Annotated in this window: 15 protein-coding genes; 8 read left to right on the top strand and 7 right to left on the bottom strand. The window is 67.6% G+C overall.

The annotated features are described in order from the left end of the window. Positions 1 to 21: 21 nt before the first annotated feature. Positions 22 to 720 carry a response regulator transcription factor gene (locus QE394_RS15400; RefSeq protein WP_056075452.1) on the bottom strand — a complete coding sequence of 233 codons (699 nt, stop codon included), beginning with the start codon at positions 718 to 720 and terminating at the stop codon, positions 22 to 24. Between the two features lie 246 nt (positions 721 to 966). On the opposite strand from QE394_RS15400, the gene QE394_RS15405 reads away from it, so the two are divergent. From QE394_RS15405 to QE394_RS15430, 6 genes are all read left to right on the top strand, one after another. Beyond that, positions 967 to 1,734, top strand: coding sequence for a hypothetical protein (locus QE394_RS15405; protein WP_056075448.1), 768 nt, complete (start codon positions 967 to 969; stop codon positions 1,732 to 1,734). A 170-nt stretch (positions 1,735 to 1,904) separates the two neighbouring features. Next, positions 1,905 to 2,513 carry an FABP family protein gene (locus tag QE394_RS15410; protein ID WP_015937882.1) on the top strand — a complete coding sequence of 203 codons (609 nt, stop codon included), beginning with the start codon at positions 1,905 to 1,907 and terminating at the stop codon, positions 2,511 to 2,513. 30 nt (positions 2,514 to 2,543) lie between these two features. Further along, a complete protein-coding gene (locus tag QE394_RS15415; RefSeq protein ID WP_349035008.1) occupies positions 2,544 to 3,266 on the top strand; it encodes a flavodoxin family protein in 723 nt (240 codons plus the stop codon). Between the two features lie 118 nt (positions 3,267 to 3,384). Then, a complete protein-coding gene (locus QE394_RS15420) occupies positions 3,385 to 4,470 on the top strand; it encodes a folate-binding protein (RefSeq protein WP_349035009.1) in 1,086 nt (361 codons plus the stop codon). After that, on the top strand, positions 4,467 to 4,895 hold the full coding sequence (locus QE394_RS15425) for an ankyrin repeat domain-containing protein (RefSeq protein ID WP_056075439.1): 429 nt from the start codon (positions 4,467 to 4,469) through the stop codon (positions 4,893 to 4,895). Before QE394_RS15420 ends, QE394_RS15425 begins: the two co-directional genes overlap by 4 nt. Before the next feature lie 49 nt (positions 4,896 to 4,944). Then, positions 4,945 to 6,474 (top strand): DHA2 family efflux MFS transporter permease subunit, encoded by a 1,530-nt coding sequence (locus QE394_RS15430; RefSeq protein WP_261619239.1) that lies wholly within the window; start codon positions 4,945 to 4,947, stop codon positions 6,472 to 6,474. Here QE394_RS15430 and QE394_RS15435 read toward each other — a convergent pair. The 6 genes from QE394_RS15435 to QE394_RS15460 all read right to left on the bottom strand — a co-directional run bounded on the left by QE394_RS15435 (position 6,436) and on the right by QE394_RS15460 (position 10,609). Next, positions 6,436 to 7,152 (bottom strand): GNAT family N-acetyltransferase, encoded by a 717-nt coding sequence (locus QE394_RS15435; RefSeq protein WP_261619238.1) that lies wholly within the window; start codon positions 7,150 to 7,152, stop codon positions 6,436 to 6,438. The genes QE394_RS15430 and QE394_RS15435 overlap by 39 nt on opposite strands. A gap of 68 nt (positions 7,153 to 7,220) precedes the next feature. Further along, a complete protein-coding gene (locus QE394_RS15440) occupies positions 7,221 to 8,246 on the bottom strand; it encodes an ATP-dependent 6-phosphofructokinase (RefSeq protein WP_015937876.1) in 1,026 nt (341 codons plus the stop codon). A 192-nt stretch (positions 8,247 to 8,438) separates the two neighbouring features. Next, positions 8,439 to 8,690: a PspC domain-containing protein gene (locus QE394_RS15445; RefSeq protein ID WP_091722012.1), complete on the bottom strand. Its 252-nt coding sequence runs from the start codon at positions 8,688 to 8,690 to the stop codon at positions 8,439 to 8,441. 3 nt (positions 8,691 to 8,693) lie between these two features. Continuing rightward, positions 8,694 to 8,993 (bottom strand): hypothetical protein, encoded by a 300-nt coding sequence (locus QE394_RS15450; protein WP_056075427.1) that lies wholly within the window; start codon positions 8,991 to 8,993, stop codon positions 8,694 to 8,696. A 1-nt stretch (position 8,994) separates the two neighbouring features. Then, the gene (locus QE394_RS15455) at positions 8,995 to 10,281 is read right to left on the bottom strand and encodes a PspC domain-containing protein (protein ID WP_349035010.1); all 1,287 of its coding nucleotides are present in this window, start codon (positions 10,279 to 10,281) and stop codon (positions 8,995 to 8,997) included. Positions 10,282 to 10,411: 130 nt separating this feature from the next. After that, positions 10,412 to 10,609, bottom strand: coding sequence for a hypothetical protein (locus QE394_RS15460; protein WP_349035011.1), 198 nt, complete (start codon positions 10,607 to 10,609; stop codon positions 10,412 to 10,414). Between the two features lie 125 nt (positions 10,610 to 10,734). On the opposite strand from QE394_RS15460, the gene QE394_RS15465 reads away from it, so the two are divergent. Continuing rightward, on the top strand, positions 10,735 to 12,180 hold the full coding sequence (locus tag QE394_RS15465) for a PspC domain-containing protein (protein ID WP_349035012.1): 1,446 nt from the start codon (positions 10,735 to 10,737) through the stop codon (positions 12,178 to 12,180). Then, the gene (locus QE394_RS15470) at positions 12,177 to 12,857 is read left to right on the top strand and encodes a response regulator transcription factor (protein ID WP_261619234.1); all 681 of its coding nucleotides are present in this window, start codon (positions 12,177 to 12,179) and stop codon (positions 12,855 to 12,857) included. Before QE394_RS15465 ends, QE394_RS15470 begins: the two co-directional genes overlap by 4 nt. The last annotated feature ends 100 nt before the right edge of the window (positions 12,858 to 12,957 follow it).

The following is a 12,957-nucleotide window of genomic DNA, read 5'->3' on the forward strand; positions in this document are numbered from 1 at the left end:
TACGGGATCGGGGCCGGCGGCTCAGGCCTCGGTCAGTTCGTCTTCCTGCTGGCGCACCAGGGTGAGCCGGTAGCCGACGTTCCGCACGGTGCTGATGAGGTTCTCGTGGTCGGCGCCGAGCTTGGCGCGCAGCCGCCGGACGTGGACGTCAACGGTGCGGGTGCCGCCGTAGTAGTCGTAGCCCCATACCTCGGTCAGCAGCTGCTGCCGGGTGAAGACGCGGCCAGGGTGCTGGGCCAGGTACTTGAGGAGCTCGAATTCCTTGAACGTCAGGTTCAGGGGAGCGCCATTGACCCTGGCGGTGTAGCTGGCTTCGTCGATGACGACGCCGGCGGCGCGGATTTCGCTGGGGGCGTCGTCCTGCTCCGGGACGGCACGGGCCACCGAGAGCCTGATGCGCGCTTCAACTTCAGCGGGGCCTGCGGAATCCAGGACGATGTCATCCACGGCCCAGGCCGATGAAACAGCGGCCATGCCGCCTTCAGTCAGGATCAGGACCAGCGGTGCGCTGAGGCCGGTGGCCTTCAGGAGCTGGGTGAGGGAACGGGCGCCCACGAGGTCTTTGCGTGCGTCCAGCAGGACGATGTCGCAAGGGTCCGTTTCGAGGAGGGCGGTTGGCTCTGCGGGGAGGATGTGCACGCGGTGGTTCAGCAGTTCCAGGGCAGGCAGGATGTCTACCGACGAGCCGGTGCTGTTCGATAAGAGCAGGATGTGCGACATTGTTCCTCCATGGGCTGTCCGCGCATCATCGGGCGACTGAGCTGATGCTTGAGTATACCCGGCAGGTCCTCCCGAACCAGAGATTCCAGCACCCCAACAGTCCGTTTTGCGACATATCCCGTTCACATAGGGCAGGATTGAACGGGGCGGACATGCCCTTCGAAGGGGCGTTTCACGCCTAGTGCCAATGCCAGGACGGGATGACAGCGCAGTGAGTGCAGTAACGATTCACAGGCCGGTTTCCATATGACGGCTGACCTGCAGGCGCCTGCCCGCTCCCTTGGTTCCTGGGCCATCGGTGTAGTCGGCATCGCCGGCCTGGCCGCCATCATCGCCGGGGTTTACGTCTCCCGTGAAGCCCTGGCCGCCGTTGCCGTAGTAGTTGCCTTCGCGGTGGGGATCGGCTGGCCGCACTTCCTCCGGATACCGGCCAAGAAGACCCTCGCAGCCGTCATTGCCCTGCCCGGCGCCGGGTCTGCCCTGGCCGCCTTGTGGGCGCCTGCTCCGGGCTACCTGGACTGGACCCCCGGTTTCGTGGCGATGGGCATGATGGCCGTCTTCGTAGTGCAGCTCATCCGCGGTACGGGACAGGCGCAGCGGCTGGAGTCCACTCTGGGCTGCTGCGTGGGCGTCCTGCTTTCCTGCCTGGGTGCGGGATGGGTTGCCGGCGCCCGGTTTAATGGCGTCCGCGAGATGCTGCTGGTGGCCGCCATCAGCGCGGCAGTGGCCCTGCTTGCCGGGCTGATCCGCTGGCCCGATAACGTCATCGCCCCGCTGTGCATCGTCCTTGCCGGTCTGGCGGGCCCGCTTGCCGGGCTGGTGCTCTCAGACATCGCCGTCCTGCCGGCTGCCATCTTCGGTGTGGTGGTGGGAGCAGTCCTTGCCAGCTTCCGGCGCCTGGTCACCCTGCGCGGTGCGCCGCTGAACCTTGCGGCGGCCCTTGGCATGGGCCTTGCGCCGGTCTCGGCCGTCGGCTCGCTCGCCTACTTCATAGACAAACTACTCATCTTCTGACGGGTTAGGATGGCATCATGTCCGTACTTGCTTTTGAAATTTTCTTCCTTGTCCTGCTCGGCATTGCGAGCCTGTCCATGGCCTGGTTCGCCGGCTTTGTGGTCTACCGCCTCTTCAAGGGCCAGAAGTAGACCAGCCTTCCGATCCCGCAGTTTCTCGAGGTAAATGCCGTGCCCATTGAGATTCCCACAGATCTGACTCCGGAACTTGTTCCCCTTTCCTGGCTCATTGGTGAGTGGGAGGGCCGTGGCCGCCTCGGCACCGGGGATGAGGATTCCGAGCACTTCCTGCAGCACGTCTCCTTCACCCATAACGGCCTGCCGTACCTGCAGTACCGGGCGGAGAGCTGGCTGACGGACGACGACGGCACGCGCCTGCGGCCCCTCACGGTTGAGACCGGCTTCTGGGCGCTGGAGCGCAAACAGCTTGACGCTGACGGTGGCCCCGGCCTGGTACCCGCGGACATCGTGCCTGCGCTCAAGAGCGCCGACGAAGTGGAAGCCCTGCGCAACAGCGAGGGCGGATTCGACATTTCGGTGTCCATCTCCCACCCCGGCGGCATCTCGGAGCTGTACTACGGCCAGATCAAGGGCCCGCAGATCCAGCTCACCACCGACATGGTGATGCGCGGCAGCCACTCCAAGGATTACAGCGCCGCCACCCGGATCTTCGGACTGGTGGACGGCAACCTGTTGTGGCGGTGGGACGTCGCAACAGGAGGGGAAGCGGGCAAGGGCCTCGAAGCCCACGCCTCGGCGTTCCTGGCAAGGGTTTCATAACCAGAAGGTCCACCAGCAGGGAGCGCCGCCGTGGCAAATGAAGATACCTCCGGAAACTACAGCGATCTCAAGGCTGTCTTCTTCAACGGCACGCTCAAGAGGTCGCCGCAGACGTCCAATACTGACGGCCTGATCAACATCAGCCGGCGGATCATGGAGAAGCAGGGCGTCAGCACCAGGGTGATCCGCACGGTGGACCACGACATCGCCAGCGGGGTCTACCCGGACATGACCCAGTACGGCTGGGCCACCGACGAATGGCCGGAACTCTACCCCGCCGTCCAGGATGCCGACATCGTGGTGGTGGCCGGCCCCATCTGGCTGGGCGACAACTCATCGCAGACCAAGAAGCTGATTGAACGCCTCTATGCCCATTCCGGTGAGCTCAACAGCAAGGGCCAGTGGGCGTTTTATCCCAAAGTGGGCGGTTGCCTGATCACGGGCAACGAGGACGGCATCAAGCACTGCGCCATGAATGTCCTCTACAGCCTGCAGCACATCGGCTTCAGCATTCCACCCCAAGCCGACGCCGGGTGGATCGGGCCCGTTGGACCCGGCCCCAGCTACCTCGACGAAGGCTCAGGCGGACCGGAAAGCGACTTCACCAACCGGAACACCACCTTCATGACGTGGAACCTCCTGCACCTGGCCCGGACCCTCAAGGACGCCGGCGGCTACCCTGCGTACGGCAACCTGCCCAAGGAATGGACCGCCGGGACCCGGTTCGACTTCGAAAACCCCGAATACCGGTAAACACCCAACCGCTCCGCAATCCCCCCGGGCCTGGCCAAGGTTCAGACGCTCCGGGCCAGAGTTCCAAGTTCCGGCGACAAAGCGGAATACAGACTGACTGAAGGACGTTCTCCCCAATATGACTACTCCCAGCCCCCTTTTGTCGCGCCCCGGAGCTGTCGAGGCAGCCGGTGCGGATGCCGGCGTCGCAGCCCACTACGGTGAGCCACTCCGGGAGCAGCGTGCCCTGGCGGCCGGAACCGCCGTCGTCGACCTCTCCTCCCGCGGTGTTGTCACCGTCACCGGGCCGGACCGGCTGAGCTGGCTGAACACGCTGTCATCCCAGCAGGTGACGGCCCTTCAGCCGGGGGAGTCCAGCGAACTGCTCCTGCTGAGCGTCCAGGGGCGGATCGAATTCGATGCGCGCATCGTTGACGACGGCGGCACCGCCTGGCTGATCGTCGAAGGCGCCGAGGCCGCTCCGCTGGCTGAGTACCTCAACAGGATGAAGTTCATGCTGCGCGTGGACATCGCCGACGCCTCGGCTGGCTGGGCAGTGGTGGGCAGTGCCGCCGCAGTTCCTGAGTGGGCCACGCTGGTGGCCTGGCAGGACCCGTGGCCGCATGTCTCTGCCGGCGGGTACTCCTACGCCACCGTTGCCGAAGAGAACCACCCCGGGCTGGAACGGCCGTGGTTCGAATACCTCGTCCCCGCCGCCGAACTGGAACGGATGGTGGCGGACCGGCCGCTCGCAGGCGTCATGGCATCCGAAGCGCTGCGCATCGCTGCCTGGCGTCCCCGGATCGGCGCCGAAACCGATGACAGGACGATTCCGCATGAACTGGACCTGCTCCGTACCGCAGTCCACCTGGCCAAAGGCTGCTACAAGGGCCAGGAAACCATCGCCCGCGTCCACAACCTGGGGCACCCGCCGCGGCGCCTCGTGTTCCTCCAGCTGGACGGTTCGCAGCACACCCTCCCGGCCGCCGGCAGTGTGGTCCTTGCCGGCGACCGCAAAGTAGGGGCTGTCACATCCGTGGCGCAGCACTACGAAATGGGGCCGGTGGCGCTGGCGGTCATAAAGCGGTCCGTCGCTCCGGATGAAATACTGACGGTCCTGGACGGGGACGAGCCGTACACCGCCGGACAGGAACTCATCGTCGCCCCTGACGCCGGCCAGGTGGTGGGGCGCCAGACCGGATTCCTCAGGGGGCCACGCGCATGACAGAACACGGAAACGCCACGCCGGCGCAGGACGCCGCGGCAGGATCAGGGTCGGACGACGACGCGGTCGCCCTGGCCCACAGCCTCTTCCAGGCAGCCCGGGACGGGAACACCGAACTGCTCCGCGCATACCTCGGCGCCGGGGCTCCGGCCACACTTACCAATGCCGCCGGAGATTCCCTCCTGATGCTGGCCGCCTACCACGGCCATGCCGACACGGTGCGCCTGGTGCTCGAACACGGCGCCGAGGCAAACACCGCCAATGACCGCGGCCAGACGCCGCTGGCCGGTGCGGCATTCAAGGGATACACGGATGTGGCCCGGGTCCTGCTGGATGCCGGCGCAGATCCCGACGCCGGAGCACCGTCGGCACGCGCGGCCGCGCAAATGTTTGCCCGCCAGGAGATCCTCGACCTCCTGGGCTGAGCCCCCGGGTCCGCCCGGCAACCACCATATGACTCTGAAGGATGACCGGATGGAAAACGTAGAAAAGCCCTGGGCGGCGCTGTGGTCGCTGGTGATCGGGTTCTTCATGATCCTGATTGACAGCACCATCGTGTCCGTGGCCAACCCGCGGATCATGGAGGGCCTGGGCGCCGATATTAACTCCGTGATCTGGGTGACCAGTGCCTATCTGCTGGCCTACGCGGTACCCCTGCTGATCACCGGCAGGCTGGGCGACCGGTTCGGGCCCAAGAAGCTGTACCTGCTTGGCCTGGTGGTCTTTACCCTGGCCTCGCTGTGGTGCGGCCTGGCGCAGGATGTGGAGACCCTCATCGCCGCCCGGGTGCTGCAGGGCCTCGGTGCTGCAGTGATGACACCGCAGACCATGGCCGTCATCACCCGCATCTTCCCGCCGGACCGCAGGGGTGCCGCCATGGCCATTTGGGGCGCCACCGCGGGCATGGCCACGCTGGTGGGCCCAATCCTGGGCGGTGTCCTGGTGGACAGCCTCGGCTGGGAGTGGATCTTCTTCATCAACGTTCCCATCGGCGTCGTCGGGTTCATCCTCGCGGTGCGCAACGTGCCCGCACTCAGCACCCACCCGCACCGGTTCGACATTCCCGGTGTGCTGCTCAGCGCCGTCGGGCTCTTCCTGCTGGTCTTCGGCATCCAGGAAGGCGAGACGTACAACTGGGGAACCATCGCCGGACCCATCAGCGTCTGGTCCCTGATCATCGCCGGGATCATAATCCTCGCCGGATTCGTCGCCTGGCAGCGTTTCAACAAGGGCGAGCCGCTGCTGCCGCTGGGACTGTTCCGTGACCGGAACTTTTCGCTGGCCAACCTTGGAATCACCATGGTGGGGTTCACGGTAACGTCCTTCGGGCTGCCGCTGATCTTCTACTACCAGATGGTCCGCGGCCTGACACCCACCCAGTCAGCGTTGCTGATGGTGCCCATGGCGCTGATCTCGGGTGGCATGGCTCCCGTGGTGGGAAAGATCGTGGACCGGGTCAACCCCAAATACCTGGCAGCCGCGGGCCTGACACTCATGGCGGTGGCCCTGGTGTGGAACGGATTGCTGATGCAGCCGGACACCCCCATCCTGCTGTTCCTGCTTCCCAGCGCTGTTCTCGGCTTCGCCAACGCCGGCATCTGGGCGCCCCTGAGCACCACCGCCACCAGGAACCTGCCGCCGCGGCAAGCGGGCGCCGGCTCCGGCGTCTACAACACCACCCGCCAGTTCGGAGCGGTCCTGGGCAGCGCTGCCATCGCGGTCCTGATTCAGTCGCGGCTGGCGGCTGAGCTCCCGGCCGGCCCCGGCGGCCAGGCCGGCGGGGCGGGCGAGGGCATGGCCATGGGCGGTTCCCTGCCGGACTTCCTGCATGCAGGATTCTCGACGGCGATGGCGCAGTCCATCCTGTTGCCCGCCGCCGTGGTGCTGGCCGGGGCAGTTGTGGTGCTGTTCTTCGCCAAACCCAAGCCGGTTCAGGGGTGGGGTGCCGCTGAAGGATCGGCTCCCTCAGCCAAGGTGGACGCTGGTCTGGATTCCGCCGGCTGACAAGCCGAGGCTGCGGGCCAGCGCCAGCGATCCCGTGTTGCTGACGTCCGCCCGCCATTGCAGCGTCAGCCCGGCGGCCAAGGCTTCGTGGGACGCGATGGAGGCGGCCAGTGTCCCCAGGCCCCGGCGCCGCCACTCCGGATCCACCAGGACCCCCAGGTGGGCCAGCAGTCCTTCCCACTCTGTGTAGGCGCCGCAGGCCCGGGGAACCCGCCTGCCGTCGAGCTCATGGACGATGGTGAAGCGGTTCTCAAGGTCGGAGAGCCCCACCTCGTTGACGTCGTCCGGCGGGCAGCGGCCCTCCAGTTCGATCGCTTCGGCGTTACCGTGTGACACCGTCATCTCTTCGGAGGGCTGCTGCAGCGGCAGGTCGTCGGCGAAGAACAGCGCCGCCGCGCCCAGGCCGTGCCCGCCACGGGCCCGGGTCAGCGTCAGCAGGGTGACGTGCTGGGCCATGTCCGTATCGGGGATGTCCGCGGCCGCGTCAATGACGTCCTGCGGCCCTACCAGCACGGAACTGCCGAACAACCTGACGAACTCCACCGTGCCGGCTGATTCATCGGCCCGGACGATGCGTTCGCCGGAGGCAAGCGCAGTGCTAAAAGCGTCGTCGTCGAGGCCCAGGCGGCGGGCCCAGGCCAGCTGGATGATGGCGGCAGAGCCGGGATCGAGTGTCATGGTCCCAGCCTAGGGCGCCGGCGGCTGTCCCGGCCGGACATCATGCCCGGCCGGGCAATGTGCTGTACTTAGCCGAACAGGACAGCGGCTTCGTCGTACCTGTTCTGCGGCACGGTCTTGAGCTGGCCCAAGGCTTCCTCGAAGGCGACATGCTGGATGTCGGTGCCCTTGAGCGCCACCATGGTGCCCCAGAAGCCCTCCACCACGGAGTCGATGGCGGCCATGCCCAGGCGGGTGGCGAGGACGCGGTCGAAGGCCGAGGGGACGCCGCCACGCTGGATGTGGCCCAGGATGGTGGCGCGGGTTTCAATGCCGGTGCGTGCTTCCAGTTCGGGCGCGAGCTGGTCGGCGATGCCGCCCAGGCGGGGACGGCCGAACGTGTCCAGGCCGCGCTCGGAGTGCGGGGATTCCATGTGCTCGGGCACGAACCCTTCAGCGACGACCACCAGCGGCGCGCGGCCACGGGCGTGGGCTTCGTTCACCCATTCGGTGATCTGCTCGATGCTGACCTTCTGCTCCGGGATGAGGATGGCGTGGGCGCCGGCCGCCATGCCGGCGTGCAGGGCAATCCAGCCCACGTGCCGGCCCATGACCTCGGCGATCATGCAGCGGTGGTGGGATTCGCCGGTGGTCCGGAGCCGGTCGATGGCCTCGGTGGCGATCTGCACCGCGGTGTCGAAACCGAAGGTGTAGTCGGTGGCGTCGAGGTCGTTGTCCACGGTCTTGGGGACGCCGACGATCTTCAGGCCGGCGTCGGTCAGGCGCTTGGCCGCGGCAAGGGTTCCCTCACCGCCGATGGCGATGATCGCGTCGATGCCGAGCCGGTCCATGTGGGCTTTGATGACCTCGGGGCCGCCGCCGTTTTCGAACGGGTTGGTGCGGGATGTGCCCAGGATGGTGCCGCCCTGCTTGGCGATGCCGCGAACCATGGTGCGGGGGATGTCGATGATGTCGCCCTCCACCACGCCGCGCCAGCCGTCGAGGAATCCGACGAACTCGTGGCCGTGGATGGCGATACCCTTCAGCACGGCGCCGCGGATAACCGCGTTCAGTCCGGGGCAGTCGCCACCGCTGGTGAGGATTCCAATTTTCATGTTTCGGCTCAAATCCTGGAAGAGGGTCTACTGGCAGAGCGCCACGCTGAGCTCACCTAGAAGTGTAGTGGGAGGTGTGGGGTACGACACAAACCCGTTACACGCGGTACGCCGCCCGCACGCGCGCCGGCCGGGCACGGCAAAGGCCCCCGCCGTAGTGAACGGCGGAGGCCCTCGGATGTCACCTGCAGGTCAGCTGAGGGACCGGCGCTCCAGGAATGCCTGCAGCGGAATCACGTTCCGCTGGTCCGGAAGGATCCCCCACGCCAGGAGGTAGAAGACCACTGCGGGCCCGGGGAGGAGGCAGAACACGAGGAACGCGATGCGGACGAAGGCCACGTCCACGTTCGTTTTTGCGGCGATGCCGCCCAGGACGCCACCCACCCAGCGCTGCGGGCCGCGTTGCAGGCCGAAGCCCCTGACGATGCTGAAAAACTTGTCCATGGTTCAAGACTTCCCTGTTGTCGGTTGGTTGTCACGTTTCCGGGCGGAGAGCAGGCCGCCCACCACCAGTGCGGCGCCCGCTCCGATCATGAGCCCGATCAGCACGTAGGTGGCGTTGAGGGTCACGATGCCCAGCTGGGCAACGATGATCAGGGCGGCGAGGGCCAGGACGATCAGTCCCCACACCACCGTCCCCACCCTTGTGGTGGAGGGGCCGGCAGGGTCTGTGCCCGCCGTCGTCGTGCTGTCCGGGTAGTAGCTGCCGCGGCCCGTGGGATCCGGTGCCTGGTTACTGGTGCTCATCTCAATTGCCTTCCTGGATGGTGACGTTGCTGAAGGTGCCGTCGATCTGGACCACCAGATGGCTGCCGGGCCGGTCGGAGTTATAGGTGCTTTCCCGGGTGGTGGTTCCGCCGCGCTGGCCCGAGGCCTCGTTGAGGTTGCCCATGGTCATGTCCGCCTTGATGTCCACGGGGACGTCCTCCGGGATCACTACGGTCACGTTGCTCGCGGTGATGTCCAGGGGAATCACGACGTCGGAGCGCAGCGGAGCGCCGCCGTCAAGGTTTGTCAGGTCCACGGTTCCGCGGCCCGCGGTGATGTCGAAGCCGCCGGTGGCTTCCGTGATGCTGGCCGGTGCCCAGTCCACCTGCTGGAACCGCATCCTGTCGCCGTTGCCCACCACGTTGTACACGCCGCCCGCTATCAGCGCCACCACGGCGAAGAAGCTCAGGATGCCAGCGGTCCTGCCGCGCAGGCCGGCGATGAGGATGCCGAGGCCGAGGACGGCTGCGGCGCTGGCCCAGACGATGGCGTTGGCGGAATCGCCCAGGTCGATGACGTTGGTGACATCGAGTGCCTTGAGTCCGCCGCCCACCAGCAGCGCCGACCCGGCGGCGACGGCCACTGCGGGAGCGCCGGGCCCGGCCGGGCGTGGTTTCGGGGTGCGTTGCGGTGCGGGGGATCCGCCGTAGGGGCCACCGCCCGGGAATCCGCCGCCGGAGCCTGAGCCACTGCCGGAGCCACCGCCGGAGTAGGAGCCGCTCCCGGAATAGCTGCCGTCGCCGTAGGAGGGCATGGAGGGGGAAGCGGGGCCCGCTCCATATGAGGTGCCCGTGGAGGAGAACGGTGCGGTCCCGGGAGTGCCGGCTGCATAGGCGGTCCCTGGGGTGCCGGCTGCGCCCGGCGTCCCGAAAGCGCCAGGCGTACCGTAACCGCCCGCGTGCGGAGCGGCCATCGCCGGCCGGCCTGCTTTGTTGCGCTGCGAGAGGTAGTAGATGAGGTAAATGGCGCCGCCCACCCAGAAGACCGTCCAGAGGAAGCCGCCGAAGCCGTTGTGCGACCAGCCCCAGAAGCCGCCCCCCAGTCCGGTCAGTCCCAGGATCGTGGCGATCAGGGATCCTGTCATCCCGGTGGTCCACCGGCCAGCTGCGGCCTCCTGGACGTGGATCCGTCCGTCGGGCTCCGGGAGCAGCGCCCACGCGAGGCCGTACACCAGCACGCCGATGCCGGCGAACAGGGTCAGGACGATGAAGACGCCGCGGATGATCAACGGGTCCACGCCCAGCTTCTGCGCGATGCCGCTGGACACGCCGCCGATCCACCGGTCCCGGCCACGCTGGATGCCATGGCCGCGGATCCAGGAGAAGAAATCGGCGTCGCCCGGGCCGGTGGGTGCGGTGCCGGGACGGCCTGTGTATGCCTGTCCGGTTTCGGGGAGATCAGCGCCGGGGACTCCAGCGCGGGGCAGGGTCAGCGCCGGGCTGGTCCGCAGTTGGCCGGCTGGATTCGGAGGCCCGAGGGCCCTCGGACGGGTCCGGCGTGGTCGGCGCGGACGGCAGGGGTTCGGTGGGCCGCGGTGCGCCGGGCAGAGGCTCGGTGGGCTGGCCGTCGTCGGGGAGGGGGGTCTGCGAGTTCATACCTCAATCCTTCCGCCCAGCCCCGTCTGCGCTCTACTGGGGAATACCCTGAGCGGTCCCTGAGTTGCCCCCGGTTCCGGCCGGATCCGGGTCCGGGGAACCCTGATCCATGCTTGGATTGACCCATGACAACCGTCCCGGCCAGGCCCCCTTTGGCCCGCAGCAGCGACCGCGTGATTGCCGGTGTCTGCTCGGGCCTGGCCGTTCATCTGGGCTGGCCGGTGAAGAACGTCAGGGTAGGCATGGCGCTTGCAACCCTCGCGGGAGGGGCCGGCCTCGTCTTCTACGCGTGGCTGTGGATCATGGTTCCCACCGCGGATGAGGCTGCCCGGCGCAATGCCCGGCGGCCGGCGTCGCCCATTGCCCCTGCGGTGAGCCAGGCACCTGCCGCCGCCGTGTCCGGCACTCTGTCGGCGCTGCCTTCCGCTCCACCCGGCCCGGCACCTTTTGGCCAGCCGCCCTTGAGCCAGGCACCCTCGAATCAGGCATCCCTGGGCCAGGCTGCCGACGGCGGCGCTCCCCAGGGCGAGGACGGCGCGGCACCGCCAGGCGCCCGCAAGCCGGGCGAACCGCCGTGGTTCCGCTGGCAGAGCATGAAGTACGGCAAGGAGATCCTGCTTGGCTGCGGGCTGCTGCTGGTGGCCGGGATCATGATCGCGCAGCTGCTGGGCGTCGACGTGCCGCTGGGAACCCTTATTCCCGCCGCCGCCGTCCTGGGCGGCGCGTCCATCGCGTGGATGCAGCTGGACGAAACGCGGCGGGCCGGGCTGGTGGACAAGACCAAGGCGGACCAGGCCGGCGGCTGGGCACGGCTCGCGGCCGGCCTGGCGCTGGTGGTGGCCGGCGTGTTGGTGATGGTGTCCGGTTCCGGCTCCTGGGAGCAGACCTGGCTCGCGCTGCTGGCCTCCGTGGCAGTGCTCGGTGGCGTAGTGCTGGTCCTGTTGCCCTGGGCGCTGAAGTTCTGGCGGGATTTGGAGACCGAGCGCGCCGGCAGGATCCGGGAAACCGAACGCGCCGAGATCGCCGCGCACCTGCACGATTCGGTGCTGCAGACGCTCGCCCTGATCCAGCGCCGGGCCGGCAGCGAGCACGACGTCGTCCGGCTGGCCCGGGCGCAGGAACGCGAGCTCCGCGGCTGGCTGTTCCAGGATCCCGGCAGGGAAGCGGGGCAGCTTTCGGACCGGATCAAGGCCGTGGCAGCCGAGGTGGAAGATCTCCTGGGCAACGCCGTGGAGGTGGTCAGCGTCGGCGATGCCGCCATGACCGAAGGCCACGAGGCCATGGTCCAGGCAAGCCGGGAAGCCATGCTGAACGCCTCCCGGCACGGTGGCGGCGCCGTTTCCGTGTACCTCGAAGCCTCGGACGGCCAGGCCGAAATTTTCATCAAGGACCGCGGGCCCGGGTTCGAGCTGGCCGACGTGCCGGAGGACCGCCTGGGCGTACGGGAGTCCATCATCGGCAGGATGAAGCGGCACGGCGGATCGGCTGCCATCCTCAGCACCGGGGACGGCACGGAGGTCCGCCTGCGGCTGCCGGTTGCAAGCACGGACAACGTGGAAGGAAAGTCATGAACGTCAACCAGGGGGCAGCCGCGCAGGCCGCCAGCTCCGTCCGCGTGGTCATCGTGGACGACCACGCCATCTTCCGTTCCGGGCTCAAAGCCGATCTCGATGCCAGCATCCACGTGGTGGGGGAAGCGGCCACAGTGGAGCAGGCCATTGCCGTCATCGCCGAACAGCGGCCCGATGTCGTATTGCTGGACGTGCACCTTCCCGGCGGGTTGGGCGGCGGCGGCCGTGAGGTTATCGCAGGGTCCGTTCCGCTGCTGGGCACCACCCGCTTCCTGGCCCTCAGCGTGTCCGATGCTGCGGAGGACGTCGTGGCAGTGATCCGGGCGGGGGCCAGGGGCTATGTCACCAAGACGATCTCCGGGGCCGAGATCACCGACGCCGTGTTCCGGGTTGCCGGCGGGGACGCTGTCTTCTCGCCGCGCCTGGCAGGGTTCGTTTTGGATGCTTTCGGCACCGCGCCGGCGGACATCGCCGATGACGAGCTGGACAAGCTCTCGGCCCGCGAGCTGGAGGTCATGCGCCTGATCGCCCGGGGGTACAGCTACAAGGAGGTGGCCAAGGAGCTCTTCATCAGCATCAAGACGGTGGAAACCCACGTTTCCGCGGTCCTTCGGAAGCTCCAGCTCTCCAGCCGCCACGAACTCACCAAATGGGCCGCGGAGCGCCGCCTCCTCTAACCGCAGCGCGCTCACATCCTGCGGCTATTTCTGCGACGCGGGCTCACATTCTGCGGGAAAAACGCAAACGCCCGCTCACTCTCCGTAGAAGAGTGAGCGG

The organism is Pseudarthrobacter sp. SORGH_AS 212 (genome assembly GCF_030818145.1).
Lineage (GTDB): Bacteria > Actinomycetota > Actinomycetes > Actinomycetales > Micrococcaceae > Arthrobacter.

Coding starts and splice junctions, on each gene's coding strand:
- QE394_RS15450 (WP_056075427.1), bottom strand. CDS start 8,993: ATGAGCACCAGTAACCAGGCACCGGATCCCACGGGCCGCGGCAGCTAC.
- QE394_RS15460 (WP_349035011.1), bottom strand. CDS start 10,609: ATGAACTCGCAGACCCCCCTCCCCGACGACGGCCAGCCCACCGAGCCT.
- QE394_RS15440 (WP_015937876.1), bottom strand. CDS start 8,246: ATGAAAATTGGAATCCTCACCAGCGGTGGCGACTGCCCCGGACTGAAC.
- QE394_RS15470 (WP_261619234.1), top strand. CDS start 12,177: ATGAACGTCAACCAGGGGGCAGCCGCGCAGGCCGCCAGCTCCGTCCGC.
- QE394_RS15430 (WP_261619239.1), top strand. CDS start 4,945: ATGGAAAACGTAGAAAAGCCCTGGGCGGCGCTGTGGTCGCTGGTGATC.
- QE394_RS15405 (WP_056075448.1), top strand. CDS start 967: ATGACGGCTGACCTGCAGGCGCCTGCCCGCTCCCTTGGTTCCTGGGCC.
- QE394_RS15435 (WP_261619238.1), bottom strand. CDS start 7,152: ATGACACTCGATCCCGGCTCTGCCGCCATCATCCAGCTGGCCTGGGCC.
- QE394_RS15445 (WP_091722012.1), bottom strand. CDS start 8,690: ATGGACAAGTTTTTCAGCATCGTCAGGGGCTTCGGCCTGCAACGCGGC.
- QE394_RS15420 (WP_349035009.1), top strand. CDS start 3,385: ATGACTACTCCCAGCCCCCTTTTGTCGCGCCCCGGAGCTGTCGAGGCA.
- QE394_RS15400 (WP_056075452.1), bottom strand. CDS start 720: ATGTCGCACATCCTGCTCTTATCGAACAGCACCGGCTCGTCGGTAGAC.
- QE394_RS15425 (WP_056075439.1), top strand. CDS start 4,467: ATGACAGAACACGGAAACGCCACGCCGGCGCAGGACGCCGCGGCAGGA.
- QE394_RS15465 (WP_349035012.1), top strand. CDS start 10,735: ATGACAACCGTCCCGGCCAGGCCCCCTTTGGCCCGCAGCAGCGACCGC.